This window comes from Enterobacter sp. BNK-14 (genome assembly GCF_047456095.1).
GTDB lineage: Bacteria > Pseudomonadota > Gammaproteobacteria > Enterobacterales > Enterobacteriaceae > Enterobacter > Enterobacter kobei.
This window is the reverse complement of record NZ_CP179897.1, coordinates 840,673-865,637: the sequence shown is the minus strand read 5'-3', so window position 1 is coordinate 865,637 and position 24,965 is coordinate 840,673. Positions and strand designations below refer to the sequence as shown.

Genomic DNA, 24,965 nt, shown 5'->3' with positions numbered 1-24,965 from the left:
TGGTTAACGATGGGTTTTGCTAATAGCGCGACGCGGATCGCAAACCTGCAAAAAAGGATGGAATGTAAAGTATAGTCAAGGTTTCAGGCCGATTTGCAGCGCCAGTTCACGAATGATCCCCGCCGTCATGCCCCAGACAAAATAATGCTGATACCAGGACAACCAGACCCGATGATCATGCCCACGACGCTGAATATCCAGCGGATGATAACGGCTGAGCCGGAGCGCCTCTTCAAGCGGCATCTCAAACACGGCTGACACTTCATCGACGCTGGCGTGATACTGCAGGCCCGGCGGGATAATCCCCACCACGGGCGTGACCTGAAAACCGGTCACGCTGTCGACCGGCGGCAGCACGCCTATCACCTCGACCGCCTCAGGTGGGATGGCCACTTCTTCCTGGGCTTCCCGCAGCGCGGCGGCGATCAGCGACGCATCGGTGCTGTCCACCGCGCCTCCGGGAAAAGCAACCTGACCGGCGTGTTTACGCATATGCGGCGAGCGCTGCGTCAACAACAGCCCCGGCTGCTCCCGGCGCACCACCGGGATCAGCACCGCCGCCTGACGTTGATTCAGCGTGGCGCGGTTGACCTGCGGTCGCAAAAGCTGAAAGCGCGACAGAAAATCATCCAGCGTCAGGTTCTCTTTCTCCACCGTTAGTTCTCCAGTTGTTTCAGGATACGGTTAACTTTATCAAAGGTTTCCTGATATTCCGCCTCGACCTGGCTATCCGCCACAATGCCACCGCCTGCAGAGCAGTACAGATTGCCGTCGCAGGCCGTCAGGGTACGAATGGTGATGCTGGTATCCATGGTGCCGCACAGGCTGATATAGCCGATACTGCCGCACCAGGCGTTGCGGCGGTGCGGTTCCAGTTCGTCGATGATCGCCATCGCGCGAATTTTGGGGGCTCCGGTGATGGAGCCGCCCGGAAACGCGGCGCGAAGCAGATCGCAGGCGGTGCGCGTGGCGGGCAGGCGCGCGGTAATGGTGCTGACCAGATGATGTACCGCCGGGAAAGGCTCGACGACAAACAGCTCCGGCACGCGCACGCTGCCGGGTTCGGCGACGCGGCCAATATCGTTACGCATCAGGTCGACGATCATCAGGTTCTCGGCGCGATCTTTCGGCGATGCGGCGAGTTTCTCCGCCTGCTGGCGATCGGCGTTGGGGTCCGCCAGACGCGGTAGTGTGCCTTTAATCGGGCGGGTTTGAATGACCCCTTCGGCCAGATGAATAAAGCGCTCTGGCGACAGGCTGAGGATAGCGCCCTGAGGCAGACGTACGAATGCGCTGAACGGCGCCTTGTTGCTGGCATTAAGACGGGAAAACGCCTGCCACTCATCTCCGTGATAAGTCGCCTGGAAACGCTGGGCAAGGTTCACCTGATAACAGTCGCCGCTTTGCAGATACGCCTGAACGCGCGCGAATTTTTCAGCGTATTCCGTCTCGCTCATATTCGAGCGCCAGCCGGAGGTCAGCCTGAACGTCTTGGCCGGGGCGGGCTGTTGCGCTTCAAGCCAGGCCAGTCGCGCCTGCACGCCACTATGGCTCAGCAGAGAAACCGTTTTTTTCTGGTGATCGACAATTAACGCCCAGTCATACAGCCCCACGGCCATGTCTGGCAGGGAAATATCAGCCTGCGCATGCTCGGGCAGCGTTTCGAAACGGCGACCCAAATCGTAGCCAAACAGACCAAGCGCGCCACCCTGAAAAGGGAGATCCGGGTCTGGGGTGGCGGATAAGCCCAACGCGTTGAGCGCTTGCTGAAGCTGCATCAGGGGATCATCCGTCGGCGCCAGGTCATTGGTTGTCAGCGTTTTAAGCGGGTCGGCAACCAGAATATCAAAGCGGCTGTAGGGGTGATCCGCATGGCCAGAATGCAGCAGCATGGCAAAGGGAAGGTGGCTTATGCGGGCAAACCAGAACTCCGCGGCGTCAGCACGCCAGTGCAACGTCAATACAGTGGGGAAGCGCATGTTCATGTGTGGCATACTACCGGGCAGCGTGAAATAATTAGCGCGAATAATTTAGCAGGAGTTGACGATGTTTGCAGGTTTACCTTCTCTGAGCCATGAACAGCAGCAGAAAGCGGTTGAGCGAATTCAGGAACTGATGTCCCAGGGAATGAGCAGCGGACAGGCGATTACCGTCGTCGCTCAGGAGATTCGCGCCAGTCATTCCGGCGAGCGGATTGTGGCGCGATTCGAAGATGATGATCCAGAAGATCAAGAGGAGTGATCGGGCTTAAACCGCCGCGATAATCTTAATTTCGACCTTATACTCCGGTTTCATCAGCGTGGCCTGTACAGTGCAGCGTACAGGCGCGTGACCCGCCACCACCCATGCATCCCAGGCTTTGTTCATCGCCGCAAAATCATCTTTATTGGCCAGAAAAATGGTCGCATCCAGAATGCGGGATTTATCGCTGCCCTGTTTTTCCAGCACGGCATCAATTTGCGCCAGCGTGTTGGCCGTTTGCTCGAAGGCATCCGCGTCCAGGTTAGCCGGTACGCCAGTGTAGTAGAGCGTCTGGTTGTGGATCACCACATCAGACCAGCGGGCTTCGGCATCAATGCGCTTAATCGTCATAAACGTTTCCTCGTTATTTTTCGTCATCAGGCGGCAAGACTGCCATATTGTGCTGGCGTCGTCACTATTTGGGGTGGCACTGGAGAGGCGGGACTGACATAATCCCTGTGCAAAAATACAGTGAGAGAGCACCGTGGCAGACGATTTTTCCCCTGAAGGTCAGTTAGCACAAGCGATTCCCGGCTTCAAACCGCGTGAACCTCAGCGGCAGATGGCGCACGCCGTAGCGCACGCTATCGACAAGGCGCAGCCGCTGGTGGTCGAGGCCGGTACCGGCACGGGGAAAACCTACGCGTATCTCGCTCCGGCGCTGCGGGCGAAAAAGAAGGTCATTATCTCCACCGGTTCAAAAGCGCTGCAGGATCAGCTCTACAGCCGTGATTTGCCCACCGTGGCGAAAGCGCTGAAATACAAGGGCCGACTGGCGCTGCTGAAAGGCCGTTCTAACTACCTTTGCCTGGAGCGCCTTGAACAGCAGGCGCTGGCGGGCGGCGATCTGCCGGTTCAGACCCTGAGCGACGTGATTATCCTTCGCGCCTGGGCCAACCAGACGGAAGAGGGGGATATCAGCACCTGTGCGAGCGTGCCGGAAGACTCTCCTGCCTGGCCACTGGTGACCAGCACCAACGACAACTGCCTCGGCAGCGACTGTCCGCTGTATAAAGACTGCTTTGTGGTGAAAGCGCGTAAAACGGCGATGGATGCCGATGTGGTGGTGGTCAACCACCATCTGTTCCTCGCAGATATGGTGGTTAAGGACAGCGGCTTCGGTGAGCTGATCCCTGAAGCGGATGTCATGATCTTCGATGAAGCCCACCAGCTTCCGGATATCGCCAGCCAGTATTTTGGCCAGTCGCTCTCCAGCCGCCAGCTGCAGGACCTGGCAAAAGATTTCACCATCGCCTACCGGACCGAACTCAAAGATACCCAGCAGTTGCAGAAGTGTGCCGACCGCCTGGCGCAAAGCGCGCAGGATTTCCGTTTACAGCTTGGTGAACCCGGCTATCGCGGCAACCTGCGCGAGCTGCTGGCGGACAAAAACATCCAGCGCGCGCTGCTGCTGCTCGACGATGCCCTTGAACTCTGTTATGACGTCGCGAAGCTGTCGCTTGGTCGCTCCGCACTGCTGGATGCCGCCTTCGAACGCGCCACGTTGTACCGCGGACGGTTGAAACGGCTGAAAGAAATCAACCAGCCAGGGTACAGCTACTGGTATGAATGCACCTCGCGCCACTTCACCCTGGCGCTTACGCCGCTGACCGTGGCCGATAAATTTAAAGAGGTGATGGCGCAGAAACCGGGAAGCTGGATCTTTACCTCGGCAACCCTGTCGGTGAATGACGATCTGCACCACTTTACCGAGCGCCTCGGCATTGAGCAGGCGGAGTCGCTGCTGCTGCCAAGCCCGTTTGATTATGAAAAGCAGGCGCTGCTCTGCGTCCCGCGCAATTTACCGCTGCCAAACCAGCCGGGTGCGGCGCGTCATCTGGCGGCGATGCTAAAGCCCATGATTGAGGCCAACAACGGCCGCTGCTTTATGCTTTGCACGTCGCACGCCATGATGCGTGACCTCGCCGAGCAGTTCCGTGCCACCATGACTCTGCCGGTGCTGTTGCAGGGGGAAACCAGCAAAGGACAACTGCTCCAGCAGTTTGTCAGCGCCGGTAATGCCCTGCTGGTTGCCACCAGCAGCTTCTGGGAAGGGGTGGATGTGCGTGGCGATACGCTCTCGCTGGTCATTATCGACAAACTACCGTTTACCTCCCCGGATGACCCGCTGTTGAAAGCGCGGATGGAAGACTGCCGCCTGCGCGGAGGCGATCCGTTCGACGAGGTTCAGCTGCCTGAGGCGGTCATCACGCTCAAGCAAGGGGTAGGGCGCTTAATCCGCGACGTGACCGATCGCGGCGTGCTGGTTATCTGCGATAACCGGCTGGTCATGCGCCCATACGGCGCAACCTTCCTTGCGAGCCTCCCTCCAGCGCCACGGACGCGGGATATAAAACGCGCGGTGCGTTTTCTGGCAAACCCAACGGCGGAGTAATTTGCCCCGGAGTGTGCTAAGATGCGCGCCATTTTGTGACTGACCCTTGCGAGAGCGCGACGACTGATGCGAATTCTGGCTATTGATACCGCAACAGAGGCTTGCTCTGTTGCTCTGCTGAGTGATGGTGCTGTTTCTGCTCATTTCGAAGAGTGCCCACGGGAACACACCCAACGTATTCTGCCCCTGGTAAAAGACATTTTAACTCAGGGCAACACCGCCTTAACCGACCTTGATGCCCTGGCCTTTGGCCGCGGGCCCGGCAGCTTTACGGGCGTCCGTATTGGCATTGGCATTGCTCAGGGACTGGCGCTGGGCGCTGACCTGCCGATGATCGGCGTCTCTACGCTTGCGACGATGGCGCAGGGGGCCTGGCGTATGACGGGCGCCACCCGCGTGCTGGCCGCCATTGATGCCCGCATGGGGGAAGTTTACTGGGCGGAATATACCCGTGATGAGAACGGCGTCTGGCACGGCGAAGAGACGGAAGCGGTACTTAAACCTGACGCGGTCACTGAACGTCTTAAGCAACTGTCCGGCGAGTGGGCGACCGTGGGGACGGGCTGGCCGGCATGGCCAGACATGGCGAACGACACTGGCGTGACGCTGGTGGACGGCAACATGCTGCTGCCAGCGGCGGAAGACATGCTTCCGATTGCCACTCAGCTGCTCGCAGCAGGAAAAACCGTTGCCGTTGAACACGCGGAGCCGGTTTATTTGCGAAACACCGTCGCGTGGAAGAAACTTCCGGGCCGCGAGTGAATCTCAGTAACAGGAACTGAGAAAAAGGAGTCGCATCATGGCGGTTCAGACTAAAGTAGTACGCCTTTTTATGGCAGGCGCGGTTGCCATAGCACTGAGCGGATGCGTATCCGTCCCTGATGCGATCAAGGGCAGTAGCCCGACGCCCCAGCAGGATCTGGTTCGGGTGATGAATGCGCCTGAGCTTTACGTCGGCCAGGAAGCGCGCTTCGGCGGGAAAGTGATCGAGGTGCAGAACCAGCAGGGGAAAACCCGGCTGGAGATTGCTACCGTGCCGCTGGACAGCGGTGCGCGACCCGTACTGGGTGAGGCCTCCCGGGGACGCATCTATGCGGATGTCAGTGGTTTCCTCGATCCCGTTGATTTCCGTGGGCAACTGGTGACCGTCGTCGGACCGATAACCGGCGCCGTGCAGGGTAAAATCGGTAACACGCCTTATAAATTCATGACCATGCAGGTCAATGGGTATAAACGCTGGCGTCTGGCACAGCAGGTGATCATGCCGCCTCAGCCGATTGACCCGTGGATGTGGGGTCCGCATCCTTATCGTTATGGTTACCCGGGTTGGGGCTGGTATAACCCCGGTCCTGCGCAGGTCCAGACGATCGTAACTGAGTAACTTACTGTTATTGCTAGGAAAGAGACAGCGGCTTAGCCGCTGTCTCTGTTTTTTTACGGATAATACGAAAAAAAAGAGTGACGCGCTTCGCAACCTTAAATCTGAACAATTAATAAACTGGTACGCTGAGTTAATATAATGTTAACAAACTGTTTATTATCGGGGTTGTGATGACGACGAACACTCATTTCAGAGGTGATGCATTGAAAAAGGTTTGGCTTAACCGTTATCCCGCAGATGTTCCTGCCGAGATCAATCCTGACCGTTATCAATCCCTGGTTGAATTATTTGAACACTCGGTAAGGCGTTACGCAGACCAGCCCGCATTTGTGAATATGGGCGAGGTAATGACGTTCCGTAAGCTTGAGGAGCGTAGCCGGGCGTTTGCGGCCTATCTGCAGGAAGGGCTTGGGCTGCAAAAAGGAGACCGCGTCGCGCTGATGATGCCGAACCTGCTGCAATACCCGGTGGCGCTGTTCGGCATCCTGCGTGCCGGGATGATTGTCGTCAACGTCAACCCGCTTTACACCCCGCGCGAGCTGGAACACCAGCTCAATGACAGCGGTGCGGTGGCGATAGTTATTGTTTCTAACTTTGCCCATACCCTGGAAAAAGTGGTCGACAAAACCCAGGTTAAACATGTCATCCTGACGCGCATGGGGGATCAGCTGTCCACCGCCAAAGGGACGCTGGTTAACTTTGTGGTTAAATACGTCAAGCGCCTGGTGCCAAAATACCATCTGCCGGATGCCATCTCCTTCCGCCGTGCGCTGCATGCGGGCTATCGCATGCAATACGTCAAACCGGAAGTGGTCTCTGAGGACCTCGCTTTTCTGCAATACACCGGTGGCACAACCGGCGTGGCCAAAGGGGCGATGCTAACCCACCGCAACATGCTGGCAAACCTTGAACAGGTCAATGCCACCTACGGGCCGCTGCTGCATCCGGGCAAAGAACTGGTGATCACGGCGCTACCGCTGTATCACATTTTCGCGCTGACCATGAACTGCCTGCTGTTTATCGAGCTGGGCGGTCAAAACGTCCTGATCACTAACCCGCGAGACATTCCGGGGCTGGTGAAAGAGCTGGCAAAATACCCCTTCACCGCCATGACCGGGGTAAATACCTTGTTCAACGCGCTGCTCAACAACAAAGAATTTCAGCAGCTGGATTTCTCAACGTTGCACCTCTCTGCGGGAGGCGGTATGCCGGTTCAGCAGGCGGTCGCCGAGCGCTGGGTGAAACTCACCGGGCAGTATCTGCTGGAAGGTTATGGCCTGACGGAATGCGCACCGCTGGTCAGCGTCAACCCGCATGACATTGACTACCACAGCGGAAGCATTGGCCTGCCGGTTCCCTCCACGGAGGCCAAACTGGTCGATGACAACGATAACGAAGTCGCGCCGGGCGAACCGGGCGAGCTGTGCGTGAAAGGGCCGCAGGTGATGCTGGGCTACTGGCAACGCCCGGATGCAACAGACGAAATCATTAAAGACGGCTGGCTGCATACCGGCGATATTGCGGTGATGGATGACGAAGGCTTCCTGCGCATCGTCGATCGCAAAAAAGATATGATTCTGGTCTCCGGTTTCAACGTCTATCCGAACGAAATCGAAGACGTGGTCATGCAGCACAGCGGCGTGCTGGAAGTTGCGGCGGTGGGCGTGCCTTCCGGCAGCAGCGGTGAAGCGGTGAAGATATTTGTGGTCAAAAAAGATCCTTCACTCACCGAGGAAGCGCTGATAACGTTCTGTCGTCGTCAGCTGACGGGCTATAAAGTGCCGAAGCTGGTGGAATTCCGCGATGAGCTGCCGAAATCCAACGTCGGGAAGATATTACGACGAGAATTACGTGACGAAGCCCGTGCCAAAGTAGACAATAAGGCCTGAGCTTCACGTTAATCGCCCTGACGCCGGTTAAGCCGGCGTTTTTTATGGGCGCAAACAAAAGAGAATCCGATTTGAATTACCAGATGATCACGACCAACGACGAGCTGGCTTCGCTGTGCGAAGTGACGCGCGACTTTCCTGCCATCGCTCTGGATACCGAGTTTGTCCGTACCCGGACGTACTATCCGCAGCTGGGTTTGATTCAGATGTATGACGGCAAGCACGTCTCGCTGATCGACCCGCTAGGCATCACCGACTGGACGCCGATGCGTGACCTGCTGCTGGATACGGCAGTAACGAAATACCTGCACGCAGGCAGTGAAGATCTGGAAGTTTTTCTGAATACCTTTGGCATCATGCCTCAGCCGCTGATCGATACGCAGATCCTTGCGGCTTTTAGCGGTCGTCCGCTCTCCTGGGGCTTTGCCGCCATGGTGGAGGAGTATACGGGCCTGACGCTGGACAAAAGTGAATCCCGTACTGACTGGCTGGCGCGCCCGCTTACCGAACGTCAGCTGGAATATGCGGCGGCAGACGTGTTTTACCTTCTGCCGATTGCCGGACAACTGATGAAAGAGGCGGAGGCCTCCGGTTGGCTCTCTGCCGCGCTGGACGAGTGTCGTATGACGCAGCTGCGTCGCCAGGAAGTGGTTGATCCGAAAGACGCCTGGCGTGATATCAGCAACGCCTGGCAGCTGCGTACGCGTCAGCTGGCGTGCCTGCAGCTGTTAGCGGACTGGCGTTTACGCAAAGCGCGCGAGCGCGATCTGGCGGTTAACTTTGTGGTGCGCGAGGAACATCTCTGGGCAGTTGCGCGCTATATGCCGGGTAGCCTGGGGGAGCTGGACAGCATTGGGCTTTCGGGCAGTGAGATCCGTTTCCACGGTAAAACCCTGCTGGCGTTGGTCGCAAAAGCGCAGGCGTTGCCGGAAGATGCGCTGCCGGAACCGCTGTTGAATCTGATGGATATGCCGGGTTACCGCAAAGCGTTTAAGGATATCAAAGCGCTGGTGCAGAACGTCGCCACTGAAAGTAAGCTGAGTGCTGAGCTGCTGGCATCGCGTCGTCAGATTAACCAGCTGCTGAACTGGCACTGGAAGCTGAAACCGCAGAATGGCCTGCCGGAACTGATGGCGGGCTGGCGTGGGGAATTGATGGCCGATCGTCTAAATACCCTGCTGGAAGGGTATCCGCGGTAAAAAATATGCCGGGCGATATACCCGGCATATTCCCCCGGTGGCGCTGCGCTTACCGGGGCTACAAAATCACAACCCTACGGGCGCGACTCTTCCGCTTCCGGTAGCGTCACGTTCAGCTCCAGAATCGAAATATCCCCGTCTTTTTGCTCCAGCTGCACCGTGACCATCTCCGGGTCAATCTGTACGTACTTACAGATCACTTCCAGGATGTCCTTACGCAGCTGCGGCAGGTAATGAGGCTCGGCGTCGCTACGACGACGCTCCGCAACGATGATTTGCAGACGTTCTTTTGCGATGTTGGCGGTGTTCTTTTTCCGCGAGAGAAAAAAGTCCAGTAATGCCATAACTTATCCTCCGAACAGGCGTTTGAGGAAACCTTTCTTCTCTTCTTCAATGAAGCGGAAAGGACGTTCTTCTCCCAGCAGACGGTCAACAGTATCAGCATACGCTTTACCTGCATCTGCCGTCGTATCAAGGATCACGGGCTCGCCCTGGTTAGAGGCGCGCAGCACGGACTGGTCTTCCGGGATGACGCCCACCAGCTTAATGCGCAGGATCTCCAGTACGTCTTCCATGCTCAGCATGTCACCTTTGTTGACGCGACCCGGATTATAACGGGTCAGCAGCAGGTGCTCTTTGATCGGCTCTTCGCCATTTTCCGCACGACGGGATTTGGAGGCGAGGATGCCGAGAATACGGTCGGAGTCACGCACGGATGAGACTTCAGGGTTGGTGGTGATGATCGCTTCATCAGCAAAGTAGAGTGCCATCAGGGCACCAGTTTCGATGCCGGCAGGGGAGTCACAGACAACGAAGTCGAACTCCATTTTTCTCAGCTCCTCGAGTACCTTTTCGACACCTTCACGGGTCAGGGCGTCTTTGTCACGCGTCTGAGAGGCCGGGAGGATGTAGAGGTTCTCGGTGCGCTTGTCTTTAATCAGCGCCTGGTTCAGCGTGGCATCGCCCTGAATGACGTTGACGAAGTCATACACGACGCGACGCTCACATCCCATAATCAGGTCGAGGTTACGCAGGCCGATATCGAAGTCGATAACGACGGTTTTCTTTCCCTTCTGGGCCAAACCAGTAGCGATGGCCGCGCTGGAGGTGGTCTTGCCAACGCCTCCTTTACCCGAAGTAACAACAATAATGCGTGCCATAGAAATTCCTTGTTAAAAAGGGATCAATTCAACGGTTGAACGGTCAACGCGTCGTCTGCCAGTCGCAGACGAGCCGCTTTGCCATAAAATTCGGCTGGGATCTTGTCGCTCAGCCAATATTCACCTGCGATGGACACCAGTTCCGCCGTCAGGTGAGTACAAAATATTTGCGCGTCCCGATCGCCACTTGCGCCTGCGAGCGCACGTCCACGCATCATACCGTAAACGTGAATATTGCCATCTGCAATAAGCTCTGCGCCAGCACTGACGTGGCTTGTAACAATCAGATCACAGTTTGGTGCATAAATGCGCTGACCGGAACGAACCGGTACGTCAATCATTCGCGTTTTTGTGACGGGAGTAACGTTTTGCACCACTGGAGGGGGCGCCTGCACGGCAGCAGAGGCTGCACGCGGGGCTTTTTCTTTACCTTCATTAAGAAGGGGCAGCCCGGCACGGTCGATTTCCGCTTTCAGCTCGCTATCTTTACAGCCACTGATGCCGACAATTCGCAGGCCAGTAGAGGAGACGGCCTGCTGGAGAAGTTTCCAGTTAACCGGAGCCTCAAGACCACTCACGTTGATAACAACAGGGGCGTGTTTCAGAAAAGCGGGAGCCTGCGCGATTTTGTCTTCTAACGCCTGACGAATAACCTCGGGTTTTGCATCATGCAAATGTACCACTGATAAGGTGAAGCTACTGCCTTTAAGCTCGATGGGCGTGTTTGACATCCTGGCCTTACTCAATTTGCTATTAACCGCAACCATTCGCTGCGATATTCCGAAGAGTATCAGGCATGTTATAGTCAGGAGTATATTGAGGCAAGCAACCACCCATTAATTCAGAGTAAAAACATGTTTTGTGTGATCTACAGAAGTACAAGCCGTGACCAGACCTATCTTTATGTCGAAAAGAAAGACGATTTTTCACGCGTGCCTGAAGAATTAATGAAGAGCTTTGGCCGACCACAGCTGGCGATGCTGCTGCCGCTGGATGGTCGTAAGAAACTGGTCAATGCCGATCTGGATAAAGTGAAAACGGCATTAGCCGAGCAAGGCTATTATTTACAGCTTCCACCACCGCCTGAGAATTTATTAAAACAGCACCTTGAGGCGAACGGGAAAAAATAGTCTCAGCTGTTTCGGGCGCATCACATCAACCGATTAGGGGTCGAGCATGTATCAACATCATAACTGGCAAGGTGCGTTACTGGATTATCCCGTCAGCAAAGTGGTCTGCGTGGGCAGTAACTACGCAAAGCATATTCAGGAGATGGGCAGCGCAACACCAGAAGAGCCGGTTCTGTTTATTAAGCCAGAGACGGCGCTTTGCGATATCCGCCAGCCGCTGGCGTTGCCGCAGGGGCTGGGGTCAGTGCATCACGAAGTTGAGCTCGCGGTGCTGATCGGCGCCACGCTGCGCCAGGCCTCCGAAGAGCATGTCCAGAAAGCGATTGCTGGCTACGGCGTCGCGCTGGATCTGACGCTGCGTGATGTGCAGGGAAAAATGAAGAAGGCCGGGCAGCCGTGGGAAAAAGCCAAAGGCTTTGACAACGCGTGTCCGATTTCGGGATTCATTCCGGTCAGTGAATTTACCACCGATCCACAGAACACGCCGCTCAGCCTGAAGGTGAACGGTGACATCCGCCAGCAGGGCAGCACGGCAGACATGATCCATAAGATTGTGCCGCTGATTGCCTACATGAGCCGCTTCTTCACCCTTAAACCAGGCGATGTGATCCTGACCGGTACGCCTGAAGGGGTTGGCCCGCTCCTCAGCGGCGATGAACTGGAGGTCGGTTTTAACGGCCTGTCGCTGAAAACCCGCGTGCTGTAACCACATCTTGCCGCCTGAAGAGGGCGGCAAAACTTGCAACAACGTGCCAGACTCGTTATAAGGTGCGCTTTCTTTTGACGTGTGGACATCCTGATGAACGACATCCCTTTCTGGCAAAGCAAAACTCTTGACGACATGACTGACGCGGAATGGGAATCATTGTGCGACGGCTGCGGGCAGTGCTGCCTGCACAAGCTGATGGATGAAGATACGGACGAAATCTACTTCACCAACGTGGCCTGCAAGCAGTTGAACATTAAAACCTGCCAGTGCCGCAACTATGAACGCCGCTTTGAATTCGAGCCGGACTGCATCAAGTTAACCCGTGATAATCTGCCCACCTTTGAATGGCTGCCCCATACCTGCGCGTATCGCCTGCTGGCGGAAGGGAAAGGGTTACCAGACTGGCATCCGTTGCTGACCGGTTCGAAAGCGGCGATGCACGGCGAGCGCATTTCGGTGCGCCACATCGCGGTGAAAGAGTCCGAGGTGCGGGACTGGGAAGACCATATTATGAATCACCCTAATCGGTGATAATAAAAAACCCGCCGAGGCGGGTTTTTTATTATGCGCTGTTGTGTCGGGTGGCGCTGCGCTTACCCGACCTACAAAACTGACGTTGCCGTTTTGCTTTTACCTTCCGAACAAATCACGTTTCTTCGGCTTGAACGGCTGGGCAATCAGCACCAGCAACGCCACGACGAAGTAGGCGACAAAAATCCCCACCAGCCACTGTGGCATCTCCAGCGTCAGGAATTCCCACTGACGGACAGAGCAGTCACCGGATGCGACAAACACCTGCGGCAGCCATTTATCCAGCGGCAGCCAGCTCGGGAAGCGGGCGGCAAAATCACAGGTCATAAACGGTGACGGATGCAGCTGCATCATGGTGTGCTGCCAGGAGAGTTCAATTCCTTTCCAGGCGCTGTACAGCCAGATTGCAATACCCGCGTAGCGCAACGGCGATTTCGGGGCGATGGCGCCTACCAGGCCCGCACCCATAATGCCAAACAGGGCGCAGCGCTCGTAGATACAGAGCACGCAGGGTTTCAGCCCCATCACGTGCTGGAACCACAGCGCGACCATTTCCAGCGCAAAGGCGGTCAGGGCCATCAACAACCACGCTCCGCGACCGCGAGAGCACTGGTTTAAAAATCTCAACATAATCATTTCCCTGGAACATGCTTAGAAAGCGCAGTGTAAACGAATTCGTTTTTCGCGCCACCTGTACCTGACGAAATAAAACGTAATCGGATGTTTATCGTGCGAAAAGGCAAACGGGCAGCGAACTGCCCGAGAGGCCTCATTTAGTGCGCCGCAAGTATACCCGCTTGTATCAGCCATTGCGTACAGGGAATGAGGGTAATTTTGACGCAAAGCAATCCCACAATTGTGAGTACCAGCGTATAGGGCAGCGCCATCCAGACCATTCTTCCATAAGAAAGACGTATGAGTGGCGCAAGGGCAGAGGTCAGCAGGAACAGGAAGGCGGCTTGTCCATTTGGCGTCGCTACCGACGGCAGGTTAGTGCCGGTATTGATGGCCACGGCCAGCAGCTCAAACTGTCCTGCGTTAATAATGCCTTCTTCCATCGCGGATTTGGCTTCGTTGATGTAGACCGTCCCGACAAAGACGTTATCGGAGATGGACGACAGGAGGCCGTTGAACAGATAGAAGAGCGTAAGCTGCGCGTCTGGTGCAGCCTGCAGCACAAAGGTAATTATGGGGGCAAACAGATGCTGATCGATAATCACCGCCACAACCGCGAAGAAGACGGCCAGCAGCGCGGTAAATGGCAGGGCTTCCGTAAACGCTTTGCCAATAGCATGCTCATCCGTTACGCCGCTAAAGGTGGTCGCAAGAATAATGACGGAGAGGCCAATCAACCCAACCTCTGCAAGATGCAATGCCAGCGCGACGATAAGCCAGACGCCAATGATACCCTGCGCAATCAGACGCAGCGTCTCTTGCCGCGTGCGCTGTTTGCGGCTCTGCTCGTCAAATTTATGCAGCTCACTGCGGACCGGCTCAGGCAGTTGCGCGCCGTAGCCGAATACCCTGAACTTTTCGACCAGAATGCAGGTTGCTAACCCGCAGATAAGGACAGGCACGCTCACGGGGGCCATACGCAGGAAAAACTCGCCAAAATGCCATTCAGCCGCTTTAGCGATGATCAGGTTTTGCGGCTCACCCACCATGGTCATCACGCCGCCCAACGCAGTCCCTACGCCAGCATGCATCATCAGACTGCGCAGAAACGCGCGGAACTGCTCCAGCACCTCACGGTTATGCGCCTCAACGTGGCTGTCATCCTGCAAGTCTTCGCCCGGGCGGGACGAGGCCACGCGGTGATAAATCCCGTAAAACCCGACGGCGACGCTGATCACCACCGCAACAACGGTCAGGGCATCCAGGAAGGCCGAAAGAAAGGCAGCAGCAAGGCAAAACGCCAGCGACAATACCGTTTTAGACGGAATGCTGAGCAACAGGCGAGTGAAGATAAACAGCAGCAGCTGTTTCATAAAGTAGATCCCGGCCACCATAAATATCAGCAGCAGGAGCACTTCCAGATTTGACGCCAGCTCTGCTTTGACATGCTCAGCAGACGTCATCCCGATGACCACTGCTTCAAAAGCCAGCAGACCGCCAGGCAGCAGAGGGTAACATTTCAGCGCCATTGCCAGGGTGAAGATAAACTCCGCCACCAGCAGCCATCCGGCGATAAACGGGTTCACGCTAAAAATAAGGGGGTTAACGACCAGGAAAACCAGCAGTATCAGTTTGTACCAGTCAGGAGACTGACCTAAAAAATTGCGCCACAGCGCGCGCCCAAAAGAAATTTCCACAACAGACGTCCTTCCCCGTCACGTAAAACAAAACATCAGTATACGCAAAATTGCGGCCCGGCGGCGGATAAGCGAGCATTGTAAATTTCATAAAAATGAAACGGCGATCCCTCTTTTCTCTCTTTACCGCGCTACCTGCCGCTGCATGCCTCTGGTATGATGAGTGCAATTTGCTAAAGCTGTGTAATGGAAATCTCACTATGGTCATTAAGGCGCAGAGCCCGGCGGGTTTCGCGGAAGAGTACATCATTGAAAGCATCTGGAATAATCGCTTCCCTGCAGGGTCCATTCTTCCGGCTGAACGCGAACTCTCTGAACTGATTGGCGTCACTCGCACCACGCTGCGTGAAGTGCTTCAGCGACTGGCGCGTGATGGATGGTTGACGATCCAGCACGGCAAGCCAACAAAAGTAAACAACTTCTGGGAAACCTCGGGGCTGAACATTCTTGAAACGCTGGCGCGCCTCGACCACGAAAGCGTACCGCAGCTCATTGATAATCTGCTCTCCGTGCGTACCAACATCGCGACGATCTTTATTCGTACCGCTTTCCGTCAGCACCCGGAAGATGCGCTTGCAGTGCTGGCCAGCGCAAACGAGGTCGAAGATCATGCCGATGCCTTTGCCACCCTCGATTACAACGTCTTCCGCGGTCTGGCGTTTGCCTCCGGCAACCCGATTTACGGTCTTATCCTTAACGGGATGAAAGGGCTCTATACCCGCATTGGTCGTCACTACTTTGCCAATCCCGAAGCGCGCAGTCTGGCATTGGGTTTCTACCATAAGCTCAGCAAACTCTGCACTGAAGGGCTGCACGATCAGGTTTATGAAACCGTGCGTCGCTACGGTCATGATTCCGGTGAAATCTGGCATCGCATGCAAAAAACGCTGCCGGGCGATTTAGCGATTCAGAGTCGCTGAAAGAAAAACCTCTCAAGTGAGAGGTTTTTTTTCGCCCGGTGGCGCTTCGCTTACCGGGCCTACAAAACCCGTAGGCCGGGTAAGGCGTAGCCGCCACCCGGCAAAAAACATTACAACGTATTCAACCGCGCCGGGCAACGTTCCAGCAGTTCTACGCTGCCGTCCTCATTCTGCTGTTCCAGCTGCACGTCAAAGCCCCACAGGCGGTGAACATGCTTCAGCACCTCTTTACGTCCTTTATCCAGCGGCGCGCGGTTGTGCGGGATATAACGCAGCGTCAGAGAACGGTCACCGCGTAAATCGACGTTCCAGACCTGAATATTGGGCTCAAGATTGCTCAGGTTGTACTGAGAAGAGAGCCGTGAGCGGATCTCGCGGTACCCCTCTTCGTTATGAATCGCAGAAATCTCCAGGTAGTTGTTACGATCATCGTCCAGCACGGTGAAGAAGCGGAAATCACGCATGATCTTCGGCGACATAAACTGGCTGATAAAGCTCTCGTCCTTAAAATCGCGCATCGCAAAATGCAGCGTTTCAAGCCAGTCTGAACCGGCGATATCCGGGAACCAGTACTTGTCTTCTTCCGTTGGCGACTGACAGATACGCTTAATATCCTGGAACATCGCAAAGCCAAGCGCATACGGGTTAATCCCGCTGTACCACGGGCTGTTGTAAGGCGGCTGGAACACGACGTTGGTATGGCTGTGGAGAAACTCCATCATGAACCGCTCGGTCACTTTCCCCTCGTCATACAGATGGTTGAGGATGGTGTAGTGCCAGAATGTCGCCCAGCCTTCGTTCATCACCTGCGTCTGTTTCTGAGGATAGAAATACTGGCTGACCTTGCGCACGATGCGCAGGATCTCACGCTGCCACGGCTCCAGCAGCGGGGCGTTTTTCTCCATAAAGTAGAGCAGGTTTTCCTGCGGCTCGGAGGGATAACGACGCGTCTCGGCGACGGCTTTCTCTTCCTCACGCTTCGGCAGGGTGCGCCACAGCATGTTCACCTGGCTTTGCAGATACTCTTCGCGGCTTTTCTGTCGGGCTTTCTCCTCCTGCAGGGAGATTTTCTGCGGGCGTTTGTAGCGGTCCACGCCGTAGTTCATCAGGGCGTGGCAGGAGTCGAGCAGTTTCTCCACCTCATCCACGCCATAACGCTCTTCGCAGTCGGTGATGTATTTACGCGCGAAGATCAGGTAATCAACGATGGAGCTGGCATCCGTCCAGCTGCGGAAGAGATAGTTATTTTTGAAAAACGAGTTATGGCCGTAACAGGCGTGGGCCATCACCAGCGCCTGCATGGTAATGGTGTTCTCTTCCATTAAATACGCAATACACGGATTGGAGTTAATCACAATCTCATACGCCAGCCCCTGCTGACCGTGTTTATACAGGCGCTCCGTTTCAATGAATTTTTTACCAAACGACCAGTGCGGATAGTTGATCGGCATCCCGACGCTGGAGTAAGCGTCCATCATCTGTTCAGAGGTAATCACCTCAATTTGATGGGGATAGGTATCCAGGCGATACAGTTTTGCCACCCGGTCGATTTCGGCGAGGTAGACATCCAGCAGCTCGAAGGTCCAGTCGGGTCCATCGCTCAGACGTGTGTTGTCCTTGTTCAGGGAATCAATAGTAGCCATTAGCGCGCCCTCGTTGTGGGTGCTCTCTCTGTCTGGAGAGCCTCCTTTCAAGCATAGATCAACGTGTTAAAAAGCGTGCCCGACAAGAAATTTTTTCTTTGCGATTTCCCGTTTTTGATACGGCAAAATAAGCGACTCCTTCAGCATTTTATGCTGGTTAAAAATAAAGCTCAGCACGAGATCCCAAATTAGCACCATCCCCTGATACTGGGGGATGTGTGAGGCAAGTCACCATAAAAAAGTCGTATGTTGAATAATATTTTCAACTAGGTTATCAATCTGTAATTAGAAGATTGTTCTTTTGCACATTATGGAGTGGCTATGCGTGTTGTCATACTGGGAAGTGGTGTCGTTGGCGTAACCAGCGCTTGGTATTTAAGTCAGGCAGGACATGAGGTTACCGTTATCGATCGTGAATCCGGCCCGGCGCTTGAAACCAGTGCGGCGAATGCCGGGCAAATCTCTCCGGGGTATGCGGCGCCGTGGGCAGCCCCTGGCGTACCGCTGAAGGCGATCAAATGGATGTTCCAGCGCCATGCGCCGCTGGCCATCAGCCTTGATGGCACGCCGTTCCAGCTGAAGTGGATGTGGCAGATGCTGCGCAACTGCGATACCCGCCACTACATGGAAAACAAAGGGCGCATGGTGCGCCTGGCGGAATACAGCCGTGACTGTCTTAAGACCCTGCGCGCGTCGACCGGCATTGAGTACGAAGGCCGTCAGGGCGGCACGCTGCAGCTGTTCCGCACCGCGCAACAGTATGAAAACGCCACCCGCGATATCGCCGTGCTGGAAGATGCCGGCGTACCTTACCAGCTGCTGGAGGCCAGCCAGCTGGGGCAGGTGGAGCCTGCCCTGGCGGAAGTGGCGCATAAACTGACGGGCGGCCTGCGTCTTCCTAATGACGAAACCGGCGACTGTCAGCTCTTTACCCAGCGTCTGGCGCACATGTGCGAGCAGGCGGGGGTGAAATTCCGCTTTAACACCGCTGTCGACAAGCTGCTGTCGGAAGGGGAAAAAATTTACGGCGTGAAGTGTGGCGACGAGGTGATCAAAGCGGATGCCTACGTGATGGCATTTGGCTCGTACTCCACCGCCATGCTGAAAGGCATTCTCGATATTCCTGTTTATCCGCTGAAGGGCTACTCGCTGACCATTCCGGTGAAAGAAGAGAGCGGCGCCCCGGTATCAACCATCCTGGATGAAACTTACAAAATCGCCATTACCCGCTTTGATAACCGCATCCGCGTGGGCGGCATGGCGGAAATTGTCGGCTTCAACACCGACCTCCTGCAGCCGCGTCGTGAAACGCTGGAGATGGTGGTGGGGGACCTGTTCCCGCGCGGGGGCTTTGTTGAGCAGGCGACATTCTGGACCGGTCTGCGTCCGATGACCCCGGACGGTACGCCGATTGTTGGCCGTACGCCGTTTAAAAATTTGTGGACCAATACCGGACACGGCACGCTGGGCTGGACGATGGCCTGCGGATCCGGTCAGCTGCTGAGCGACCTGATTTCCGGGCGCACGCCAGCCATTCCATTTGACGATTTAAGTGCGGCGCGCTATCAATCAGGGTTCACGCCATCGCGTCCACAGCATCTGCACGGCGCGCATAACTAAGGAGTTGTCATGTCCCGTCCTGTTCTGGCTCAGCTGGATCTGCAGGCCCTGAAGGAAAACCTGCAAATTGTTCGCCGGGCAGCACCTGGTTCGCGCGTCTGGTCGGTAGTCAAAGCGAATGCCTACGGCCACGGTATTGACCGTATCTGGAGCGCGCTCAGCGCCACCGACGGTTTTGCGTTGCTCAATCTGGAAGAGGCTATCCTGCTGCGCGAACGCGGCTGGAAAGGGCCGATTTTGCTGCTGGAAGGGTTCTTCCACCCCGAGGATCTGCCGTTGCTGGATAAGTATCGTCTGACCACCAGCGTTCACAGCAACTGGCAGATTAAAGCGATTCAGGATGCAAAACTCCACGCGCCGCTGGATATCTATCTCAAGGTAAACAGCGGCATGAACCGTCTGGGCTTTCAGCCTGAGCGGGTAAATACGGTCTGGCAACAGCTGCGCGCCCTGAAAAATGTGGGCGAAATGACGCTGATGGCGCACTTTGCCGATGCGGAAAAACCGGACGGCATTGCCGATGCCATGGTCCGCATTGAGCAGGCGGCAGAAGGGCTGGACTGTCCGCGCTCGCTGTCGAACTCTGCGGCGACGCTTTGGCATCCCGAAGCGCATTATAACTGGGTGCGTCCGGGGATCGTTCTGTATGGTGCATCCCCGTCCGGTCAATGGCAGGATATCGCCAACAGCGGCCTGAAGCCGGTGATGTCCCTGCGCAGTGAGATTATCGGCGTGCAGACGCTGAAGGCGGGCGACACGGTGGGCTATGGCAGCCGCTACCGGGCGCAGGGCGAACAGCGAATTGGTATTGTGGCAGGCGGTTATGCCGACGGCTATCCGCGCATCGCACCAACCGGTACGCCCGTCTGGGTGGACGGCGTTCGTACGGGCACGGTGGGGACCGTGTCAATGGATATGCTGGCGGTTGACCTCACGCCGTGTCCGCAGGCGGGCATCGGTTCACCGGTTGAGCTGTGGGGCAATGAAGTCAAAATTGATGACGTGGCCGCGGCGGCGGGAACGGTGGGGTATGAATTGATGTGCGCCCTGGCGCCGAGAGTGTCAGTTGTGACGGTGTAACGTGTTCTTATGCCGGGTAAGGCGCAGCCGCCACCCGGCATAAACCCGCTACTCTGCGTCCTCTTCCATCGGCCGCAAACCGACTTTCCGCACCGCGTTATCTTCTTTTTCGGCAACGGTCCAGATCATCCCGGCAAATTCCACCTGATCGCCGACGACCGGCGCAGCGCCAAGTCGTTGCTGGATGATTTCGCCCAGCGTTTGCTGGTTATCACCGTCTTCAGCACCTTCATCCAGACCGTAAATCAGCGCCACATCCGCAAATTTGGCGCTGGCTTCCAGAATAAAATCGCCGAAGAAACGCTGGTCCAGCGCCACCGGAGGCGACTGGCTGAACAACTTGCCCAGCGCGGGCAGATCGCGCTCGCGGCCAATCACGCACAAAATATCCCCTTCGCGAAGCCGGGTGCTGCCGGTAGGGTGTTGCAGGACATTATCGCGAAACAGCGCGGCAATCCGCGTTTCGGCCGGCATGTGCAAATCGCGCAGCGATGCCCCTACGCACCACTTGTCGGCGCTCAGTTGATAGACGAACTGTTCCCACGGGTTCTCCGGATGAATATCAAGCCCCACGCGGGACACCGGCCAGCCCACGGGCGGGACCACCACTTTGGCTTTTTTCGCCGCCCATCCGAGCGACGTCCCCTGGAACAGCAGTGAAATCAGCACCACGAAGAACGCCACGTTAAAGAACAGTCGTGCGTTATCCAGCCCGGCCATCATCGGGAAGACGGCAAGGATGATCGGCACCGCGCCACGCAGGCCCACCCAGCTGATAAAGACACGCTCGCGCAGGTTGAAGCCGCGAAACGGCAGCAGACCGGCAAACACCGACAGCGGACGGGCGAAGAAGATCATCCATGCAGACAGCAGCAGCGCCGGAATGGCAATCGGCAGCAGATCCGAGGGTGTAACCAGCAGGCCCAGCACCAGGAACATGCCGATTTGCGCCAGCCAGGCAAGACCGTCGAAGTTTTGCAAAATAGCGTGACGGTTGCGGATAGGGCGGTTACCCATCAGGAATCCGCAGAGGTAGACCGCGAGAATACCGCTGCCGTCCAGAGCGGTGGTGACGGCAAAAATCAGGATCCCGCCGCTCAGCGCCAGCAGTGGATACAGCCCCGAGGGGAGCGAGATGCGGTTAATCATCTGCTGTAACAGGTATCCCCCCGCCAGACCTATCAGTATCCCCAGGCCGAACTGCTGCAGGATATGCCACGCGAACATCCAGCTCAGCCCGGTCTCGTGCTGCTGAATCATCTCGATCAGCGTGATGGTCAGGAACACCGCCATCGGGTCGTTACTGCCGGATTCAATCTCAAGCGTTGAGCCGACACGTTCGTTAAGCCCTTTTCCACCGAGCAGGGAAAACACGGCTGCCGCGTCGGTTGAGCCGACAATCGCGCCAATCAGCAAACCTTCCATGATATTCAGATGAAAAAGCCACGCAGCCATCATCCCGGTGAGGCCAGAGGTAATTAACACGCCGACCGTGGCAAGTGAAAGCGCTGGCCCCAGGGCCACGCGGAAGGAGCTCGCCTGCGTACGCATGCCGCCGTCAAGCAGGATCACCGCCAGGGCGAGGTTACTCACCATGTAGGCAAAAGGGTAGTTATCGAATGGGATACCGCCGATGCCATCAATGCCAGCCAGCATGCCGATAGCAAGGAAAATAACAAGAATAGGTATGCCGAGACGCGATGAAAATGAACTTAATAAAATACTGCTGGTTACAAGGACAGAACCCAAAATGAAAAGGCTGATTATCGCTGCGGCATCCAATGTTCTCTTACTCCCACCTCAATGTTAACGCTGTTACTAAAACCCTAACATATTAACGTCGGTAACAGCGTTTTATTAAGGCGGTTTAACGGATTTTTTACCCCTTTATGACCGGATGGCCGCTGATGGTGAGCTGGCTTCCGCCATCATCATGCTTCAGCCTGGCGTGCGCCCCCAGCGCAAGAGTAACGGTTTGCTGCTCATGGCCGAAATCCAGCCCGGTGATGACGGGAATGTCCAGCCGGGAGCGGATGAAATCGACCATCGTTTCCAGCGAGTAGCCCGCATCATAGTCATTGGGGGCAGCGCCGCTAAAGCTGCCCAGCACAATCGCGGACTGACGCGCAAGAATACCGGCATGATAAAGCTGCAATAGCATGCGCTCGACGCGGAACGGATGTTCGTTGATATCTTCCAGCACCAGAATGCCGTCTTCGATGTCCGGCATCCACGGCGTGCCGATGAGCGAGACCAGCATCGCCAGGTTTCCGCCCCAGAGCTGACCTTCACACTCCCAGTGCGGTCCGTTGCCTTGCCACTCCACGCTGTAGGCAGGATTACGCAGCGCGCGCCAGAAGTGTTCCACGGTAAACGCATCCAGCTCCGGCGCGCCGAAGTTACCGGCCAGCATTGGGCCGCTAAACGTGATGACATTGTGCAGGGCCAGAAGACCTAGCTGGATGACGGTGAAATCGCTGTGGCCGCAAATCAGTAGCGGATCCTGCTGCTGGCGCTGCGCCAGACCCTGCCAGTCAATGCTCTCCAGCAGCCTGCTCGCCCCGTAGCCGCCGCGCACGGCAAGGACGATGCGATCCTTACCCTTCAGACTCACCAGGTTATTGATATCATTCAGCCTCTGCGCTTCCGTTCCGGCAAAACGCTGCTGGCGGCGGGGGATAATTGTCTGATTTTCTACCTGATGACCAGATTCCAGTAAGCGCTGAACGCCCCGCTGTGCCGCGTCCTGGTTAATGCAGTAGCCCGACGGCGCGATGAGATGAAACTGAGACATGGCAATTCCTTGCTGAATGAGAAACTAATTGTCTATATCATGCCGCGTATACGCTGCCTGCTTCAAGGGCGGCGCACCGCGATGACCGGCTATAAGGATAGATGACGTGAAATTGAGATGGTTTGCTTTTTTGATTGTGCTGCTGGCTGGCTGTAGTTCAAAACATGATTATCAAAACCCGCCCTGGAACCCGGAAGTGCCGGTGAAACGGGCTATGCAGTGGATGCCAATCAGTGAACAAGCCGGGAAGGCCTGGGGCGTGAGCCCGCGTCTGATCACCGCGATTATTGCGGTTGAGTCTGGCGGGAATCCTACGCTCGTCAGCAAATCCAACGCGGTGGGGCTGATGCAGCTTAAGGCTTCAACGGCGGGGAGAGAGGTCTACCGCTACATGGGCTGGAGCGGACAGCCGTCGACCAGCGAGCTGAAGAACCCGGAACGCAACATTTCCATGGGTACCGCGTATCTGAGCATTCTGGAACATGGCGTGCTGAAGGGCATCGAGGATCCGGAAGTGATGCAATACGCGCTGGTGGTCTCATACGTGAACGGTGCAGGGGCGCTGCTCAGAACTTTCTCCTCTGACCGCAAAGAGGCGATAGACGAGATCAACGGCATGGACAAAGATGAGTTCGTCGAGCATGTAGCGAAGAATCATCCGGCACCACAGGCGCCTCGTTATATCTGGAAAGTACAGAAAGCGATGGATGCCATGTAATGCCGCAAACGGGCGGCGGTTGCGCTGCCCGATTTTTTCACAGGACTTTATTTGCACGTTCCCGTGCTTCACGCTCCAGCGAGTAGATAATACGCTGCAGCTCGCGCTCAGCGCCTGGCCCGACGTTCAGGAAACGGAAGCTCAGACGCGGCGTGGTAATCGTTTCGTTTTTGCTGTCCACCACCGTGCGCTCGCTGATGGCAATCAGCTGTGCATCGAAATAAAAGCGACCCCAGCCGCCCATATCGAGCTCAATTTGGGTAAAACGCATGCCTTCTACCAGTCCGTCCGGTTTCGCTGAATCCAGCAACGCGCCCATACCGCCCAGCGACAGGTCAAAGAGACGGAAGCGAAGCTCTTTTTTGTCCGGCATTTTGGCCTTACAAAAATAGGCAGGATGAAGCGGGGCGCTGATGCGGAAGTATTCACGACGCTGGACAAACCAGAGGTTGCCCGGAAGAGGGGTCACAAAAGCGGGAAGTCCCTGATATTCGCTCAGTTCCAGTCGCGGCAGGACAAACTCCACTTTAGCTCCATGGGTTTCGGCCATCACCGCAATATGTTCCGCTCTTAGCGCAGCGCGGTTTTCATACTCCTGGCTGCCCAGGTCAACAATCAGTCGCTCCTGCGAAACGTCAAGGATCTTGCTGATAAACTGATTATTTGACCAGCTGATGCGCAACGGCACTTCGCCTTTTTGCAGGTCGCGTAATACCCCTAATACAGCCAGCGGATTTTGCTTGAGGAACTGCTCACTGTAATGACTCACGCCGGATGGCTCCTTGATTAATGACAGACTGTCTGAGCGTTATCGGCAATCCACACTCAAACTTAATACAAACCGGTGAGTTTTTTTTTATTGCTGCATGCAAGATAAGTCGGTGAGAGGAAAATGATTTTATGCTGATGACCTATACTTACGTTAGCTGTGCAGAAGGTTTTCTGCACATGCGTTAAACCTGAAAGAGGGCATCGCTATGGGTATCATCGCCTGGATTATCTTTGGTCTTATCGCTGGCGCTATCGCTAAACTCATCATGCCGGGAAACGATGGCGGCGGCTTCATTTTGACCTGTGTTCTCGGGGTTGTTGGTGCGGTTGTGGGCGGCTGGCTGGCGACGATGTTTGGCTTTGGAGGCAACATCAGTGGTTTTGACATGCACAGTTTCCTCGTTGCTGTCGTCGGCGCCATTGTTGTGCTGGGCATATTCAGGTTACTGCGACGAGCCTAAAATGACATAGC

26 protein-coding genes are annotated in these 24,965 nt (G+C 56.0%); 14 read left to right on the top strand and 12 right to left on the bottom strand.

All coding sequences use genetic code 11. From position 1 onward, the window contains the following. Nucleotides 1–75 precede the first annotated feature (75 nt). The gene (locus ACMGGM_RS04170; RefSeq protein WP_014884275.1) at nucleotides 76–654 is read right to left on the bottom strand and encodes a CoA pyrophosphatase; all 579 of its coding nucleotides are present in this window, start codon (nucleotides 652–654) and stop codon (nucleotides 76–78) included. Between the two features lie 2 nt (nucleotides 655–656). Beyond that, nucleotides 657–1,985: an aminodeoxychorismate synthase component 1 gene (gene pabB, locus ACMGGM_RS04165; protein ID WP_414149174.1), complete on the bottom strand. Its 1,329-nt coding sequence runs from the start codon at nucleotides 1,983–1,985 to the stop codon at nucleotides 657–659. Nucleotides 1,986–2,046: 61 nt separating this feature from the next. On the opposite strand from pabB, the gene ACMGGM_RS04160 reads away from it, so the two are divergent. Then, on the top strand, nucleotides 2,047–2,241 hold the full coding sequence (locus tag ACMGGM_RS04160) for a YoaH family protein (RefSeq protein ID WP_014884273.1): 195 nt from the start codon (nucleotides 2,047–2,049) through the stop codon (nucleotides 2,239–2,241). Nucleotides 2,242–2,247: 6 nt separating this feature from the next. On the opposite strand, the gene ACMGGM_RS04155 is transcribed toward ACMGGM_RS04160, so the two are convergent. Then, nucleotides 2,248–2,592, bottom strand: coding sequence for a RidA family protein (locus ACMGGM_RS04155; protein WP_014884272.1), 345 nt, complete (start codon nucleotides 2,590–2,592; stop codon nucleotides 2,248–2,250). 133 nt (nucleotides 2,593–2,725) lie between these two features. On the opposite strand from ACMGGM_RS04155, the gene ACMGGM_RS04150 reads away from it, so the two are divergent. The 5 genes from ACMGGM_RS04150 to rnd all read left to right on the top strand — a co-directional run bounded on the left by ACMGGM_RS04150 (nucleotide 2,726) and on the right by rnd (nucleotide 9,105). After that, entirely contained in the window at nucleotides 2,726–4,636 is a 1,911-nt protein-coding gene (locus ACMGGM_RS04150) for an ATP-dependent DNA helicase (protein ID WP_023330632.1), read from the top strand. 66 nt (nucleotides 4,637–4,702) lie between these two features. Next, nucleotides 4,703–5,398 carry a tRNA (adenosine(37)-N6)-threonylcarbamoyltransferase complex dimerization subunit type 1 TsaB gene (gene tsaB, locus ACMGGM_RS04145; protein ID WP_014884270.1) on the top strand — a complete coding sequence of 232 codons (696 nt, stop codon included), beginning with the start codon at nucleotides 4,703–4,705 and terminating at the stop codon, nucleotides 5,396–5,398. Between the two features lie 37 nt (nucleotides 5,399–5,435). Further along, a complete protein-coding gene (locus tag ACMGGM_RS04140) occupies nucleotides 5,436–6,017 on the top strand; it encodes a Slp family lipoprotein (RefSeq protein WP_014884269.1) in 582 nt (193 codons plus the stop codon). Between the two features lie 203 nt (nucleotides 6,018–6,220). Then, nucleotides 6,221–7,906: a long-chain-fatty-acid--CoA ligase FadD gene (gene fadD, locus ACMGGM_RS04135; RefSeq protein ID WP_014884268.1), complete on the top strand. Its 1,686-nt coding sequence runs from the start codon at nucleotides 6,221–6,223 to the stop codon at nucleotides 7,904–7,906. An 83-nt stretch (nucleotides 7,907–7,989) separates the two neighbouring features. After that, nucleotides 7,990–9,105, top strand: coding sequence for a ribonuclease D (gene rnd / locus ACMGGM_RS04130; RefSeq protein ID WP_162184518.1), 1,116 nt, complete (start codon nucleotides 7,990–7,992; stop codon nucleotides 9,103–9,105). A 74-nt stretch (nucleotides 9,106–9,179) separates the two neighbouring features. On the opposite strand, the gene minE is transcribed toward rnd, so the two are convergent. Genes minE through minC form a run of 3 tightly spaced genes read right to left on the bottom strand, consistent with a single transcriptional unit; the run spans nucleotide 9,180 to nucleotide 10,996 of the window. After that, complete coding sequence (gene minE / locus ACMGGM_RS04125; protein ID WP_008500504.1) at nucleotides 9,180–9,449, bottom strand: cell division topological specificity factor MinE; 270 nt, start codon at nucleotides 9,447–9,449, stop codon at nucleotides 9,180–9,182. A 3-nt stretch (nucleotides 9,450–9,452) separates the two neighbouring features. Further along, nucleotides 9,453–10,265, bottom strand: coding sequence for a septum site-determining protein MinD (gene minD, locus ACMGGM_RS04120; protein ID WP_014884266.1), 813 nt, complete (start codon nucleotides 10,263–10,265; stop codon nucleotides 9,453–9,455). Between the two features lie 23 nt (nucleotides 10,266–10,288). Beyond that, complete coding sequence (gene minC / locus ACMGGM_RS04115; protein WP_014884265.1) at nucleotides 10,289–10,996, bottom strand: septum site-determining protein MinC; 708 nt, start codon at nucleotides 10,994–10,996, stop codon at nucleotides 10,289–10,291. 123 nt (nucleotides 10,997–11,119) lie between these two features. Here minC and ACMGGM_RS04110 point away from each other — a divergent pair, with 123 nt between their 5' ends. From ACMGGM_RS04110 to ACMGGM_RS04100, 3 genes are all read left to right on the top strand, one after another. Then, nucleotides 11,120–11,395: a YcgL domain-containing protein gene (locus ACMGGM_RS04110; RefSeq protein ID WP_014884264.1), complete on the top strand. Its 276-nt coding sequence runs from the start codon at nucleotides 11,120–11,122 to the stop codon at nucleotides 11,393–11,395. A gap of 46 nt (nucleotides 11,396–11,441) precedes the next feature. Continuing rightward, the gene (locus ACMGGM_RS04105; protein ID WP_014884263.1) at nucleotides 11,442–12,101 is read left to right on the top strand and encodes a fumarylacetoacetate hydrolase family protein; all 660 of its coding nucleotides are present in this window, start codon (nucleotides 11,442–11,444) and stop codon (nucleotides 12,099–12,101) included. A 93-nt stretch (nucleotides 12,102–12,194) separates the two neighbouring features. Beyond that, nucleotides 12,195–12,635, top strand: a complete 441-nt coding sequence (locus ACMGGM_RS04100) for a YcgN family cysteine cluster protein (protein WP_014884262.1) — start codon at nucleotides 12,195–12,197, stop codon at nucleotides 12,633–12,635. Nucleotides 12,636–12,734: 99 nt separating this feature from the next. Here the strand turns inward: ACMGGM_RS04100 and dsbB are convergent, their stop codons facing one another. Continuing rightward, on the bottom strand, nucleotides 12,735–13,265 hold the full coding sequence (gene dsbB, locus ACMGGM_RS04095; protein ID WP_032641201.1) for a disulfide bond formation protein DsbB: 531 nt from the start codon (nucleotides 13,263–13,265) through the stop codon (nucleotides 12,735–12,737). Nucleotides 13,266–13,408: 143 nt separating this feature from the next. Then, on the bottom strand, nucleotides 13,409–14,947 hold the full coding sequence (nhaB, locus tag ACMGGM_RS04090; RefSeq protein WP_023330627.1) for a Na(+)/H(+) antiporter NhaB: 1,539 nt from the start codon (nucleotides 14,945–14,947) through the stop codon (nucleotides 13,409–13,411). Nucleotides 14,948–15,147: 200 nt separating this feature from the next. Between nhaB and fadR the strand changes: the two genes are divergently transcribed. Continuing rightward, nucleotides 15,148–15,867 (top strand): fatty acid metabolism transcriptional regulator FadR, encoded by a 720-nt coding sequence (fadR, locus tag ACMGGM_RS04085; RefSeq protein WP_014884259.1) that lies wholly within the window; start codon nucleotides 15,148–15,150, stop codon nucleotides 15,865–15,867. Nucleotides 15,868–15,977: 110 nt separating this feature from the next. On the opposite strand, the gene ACMGGM_RS04080 is transcribed toward fadR, so the two are convergent. Beyond that, the gene (locus tag ACMGGM_RS04080) at nucleotides 15,978–17,510 is read right to left on the bottom strand and encodes a SpoVR family protein (protein ID WP_014884258.1); all 1,533 of its coding nucleotides are present in this window, start codon (nucleotides 17,508–17,510) and stop codon (nucleotides 15,978–15,980) included. Between the two features lie 321 nt (nucleotides 17,511–17,831). Between ACMGGM_RS04080 and ACMGGM_RS04075 the strand changes: the two genes are divergently transcribed. Next, nucleotides 17,832–19,130, top strand: a complete 1,299-nt coding sequence (locus ACMGGM_RS04075; RefSeq protein WP_014884257.1) for a D-amino acid dehydrogenase — start codon at nucleotides 17,832–17,834, stop codon at nucleotides 19,128–19,130. 9 nt (nucleotides 19,131–19,139) lie between these two features. Beyond that, nucleotides 19,140–20,210: a catabolic alanine racemase DadX gene (dadX, locus tag ACMGGM_RS04070; protein WP_250365867.1), complete on the top strand. Its 1,071-nt coding sequence runs from the start codon at nucleotides 19,140–19,142 to the stop codon at nucleotides 20,208–20,210. A 48-nt stretch (nucleotides 20,211–20,258) separates the two neighbouring features. Here the strand turns inward: dadX and ACMGGM_RS04065 are convergent, their stop codons facing one another. Beyond that, entirely contained in the window at nucleotides 20,259–21,992 is a 1,734-nt protein-coding gene (locus ACMGGM_RS04065) for a potassium/proton antiporter (RefSeq protein WP_014884255.1), read from the bottom strand. A gap of 97 nt (nucleotides 21,993–22,089) precedes the next feature. Next, nucleotides 22,090–23,004, bottom strand: coding sequence for a muramoyltetrapeptide carboxypeptidase (ldcA, locus tag ACMGGM_RS04060; protein ID WP_045134176.1), 915 nt, complete (start codon nucleotides 23,002–23,004; stop codon nucleotides 22,090–22,092). Nucleotides 23,005–23,110: 106 nt separating this feature from the next. Here ldcA and emtA point away from each other — a divergent pair, with 106 nt between their 5' ends. Further along, nucleotides 23,111–23,722, top strand: a complete 612-nt coding sequence (emtA, locus tag ACMGGM_RS04055; protein WP_014884253.1) for a membrane-bound lytic murein transglycosylase EmtA — start codon at nucleotides 23,111–23,113, stop codon at nucleotides 23,720–23,722. Nucleotides 23,723–23,759: 37 nt separating this feature from the next. Here emtA and ycgR read toward each other — a convergent pair whose 3' ends face one another. Then, nucleotides 23,760–24,491: a flagellar brake protein YcgR gene (gene ycgR, locus ACMGGM_RS04050; protein ID WP_014884252.1), complete on the bottom strand. Its 732-nt coding sequence runs from the start codon at nucleotides 24,489–24,491 to the stop codon at nucleotides 23,760–23,762. Nucleotides 24,492–24,699: 208 nt separating this feature from the next. Here ycgR and ACMGGM_RS04045 point away from each other — a divergent pair, with 208 nt between their 5' ends. Beyond that, entirely contained in the window at nucleotides 24,700–24,954 is a 255-nt protein-coding gene (locus ACMGGM_RS04045; RefSeq protein WP_014884251.1) for a GlsB/YeaQ/YmgE family stress response membrane protein, read from the top strand. Nucleotides 24,955–24,965 lie beyond the last annotated feature (11 nt).

What these genes read in the sequence shown, in the direction of transcription:
- fadR (WP_014884259.1), top strand. Translation starts at nt 15,148, where the DNA reads ATGGTCATTAAGGCGCAGAGCCCGGCGGGTTTCGCGGAAGAGTACATC.
- ACMGGM_RS04045 (WP_014884251.1), top strand. Translation starts at nt 24,700, where the DNA reads ATGGGTATCATCGCCTGGATTATCTTTGGTCTTATCGCTGGCGCTATC.
- ACMGGM_RS04140 (WP_014884269.1), top strand. Translation starts at nt 5,436, where the DNA reads ATGGCGGTTCAGACTAAAGTAGTACGCCTTTTTATGGCAGGCGCGGTT.
- ACMGGM_RS04100 (WP_014884262.1), top strand. Translation starts at nt 12,195, where the DNA reads ATGAACGACATCCCTTTCTGGCAAAGCAAAACTCTTGACGACATGACT.
- ACMGGM_RS04110 (WP_014884264.1), top strand. Translation starts at nt 11,120, where the DNA reads ATGTTTTGTGTGATCTACAGAAGTACAAGCCGTGACCAGACCTATCTT.
- tsaB (WP_014884270.1), top strand. Translation starts at nt 4,703, where the DNA reads ATGCGAATTCTGGCTATTGATACCGCAACAGAGGCTTGCTCTGTTGCT.
- dsbB (WP_032641201.1), bottom strand. Translation starts at nt 13,265, where the DNA reads ATGTTGAGATTTTTAAACCAGTGCTCTCGCGGTCGCGGAGCGTGGTTG.
- minE (WP_008500504.1), bottom strand. Translation starts at nt 9,449, where the DNA reads ATGGCATTACTGGACTTTTTTCTCTCGCGGAAAAAGAACACCGCCAAC.
- minD (WP_014884266.1), bottom strand. Translation starts at nt 10,265, where the DNA reads ATGGCACGCATTATTGTTGTTACTTCGGGTAAAGGAGGCGTTGGCAAG.
- ACMGGM_RS04160 (WP_014884273.1), top strand. Translation starts at nt 2,047, where the DNA reads ATGTTTGCAGGTTTACCTTCTCTGAGCCATGAACAGCAGCAGAAAGCG.
- dadX (WP_250365867.1), top strand. Translation starts at nt 19,140, where the DNA reads ATGTCCCGTCCTGTTCTGGCTCAGCTGGATCTGCAGGCCCTGAAGGAA.
- ldcA (WP_045134176.1), bottom strand. Translation starts at nt 23,004, where the DNA reads ATGTCTCAGTTTCATCTCATCGCGCCGTCGGGCTACTGCATTAACCAG.
- rnd (WP_162184518.1), top strand. Translation starts at nt 7,990, where the DNA reads ATGATCACGACCAACGACGAGCTGGCTTCGCTGTGCGAAGTGACGCGC.
- ACMGGM_RS04080 (WP_014884258.1), bottom strand. Translation starts at nt 17,510, where the DNA reads ATGGCTACTATTGATTCCCTGAACAAGGACAACACACGTCTGAGCGAT.
- ACMGGM_RS04075 (WP_014884257.1), top strand. Translation starts at nt 17,832, where the DNA reads ATGCGTGTTGTCATACTGGGAAGTGGTGTCGTTGGCGTAACCAGCGCT.
- ACMGGM_RS04155 (WP_014884272.1), bottom strand. Translation starts at nt 2,592, where the DNA reads ATGACGATTAAGCGCATTGATGCCGAAGCCCGCTGGTCTGATGTGGTG.
- pabB (WP_414149174.1), bottom strand. Translation starts at nt 1,985, where the DNA reads ATGAACATGCGCTTCCCCACTGTATTGACGTTGCACTGGCGTGCTGAC.
- minC (WP_014884265.1), bottom strand. Translation starts at nt 10,996, where the DNA reads ATGTCAAACACGCCCATCGAGCTTAAAGGCAGTAGCTTCACCTTATCA.
- ACMGGM_RS04105 (WP_014884263.1), top strand. Translation starts at nt 11,442, where the DNA reads ATGTATCAACATCATAACTGGCAAGGTGCGTTACTGGATTATCCCGTC.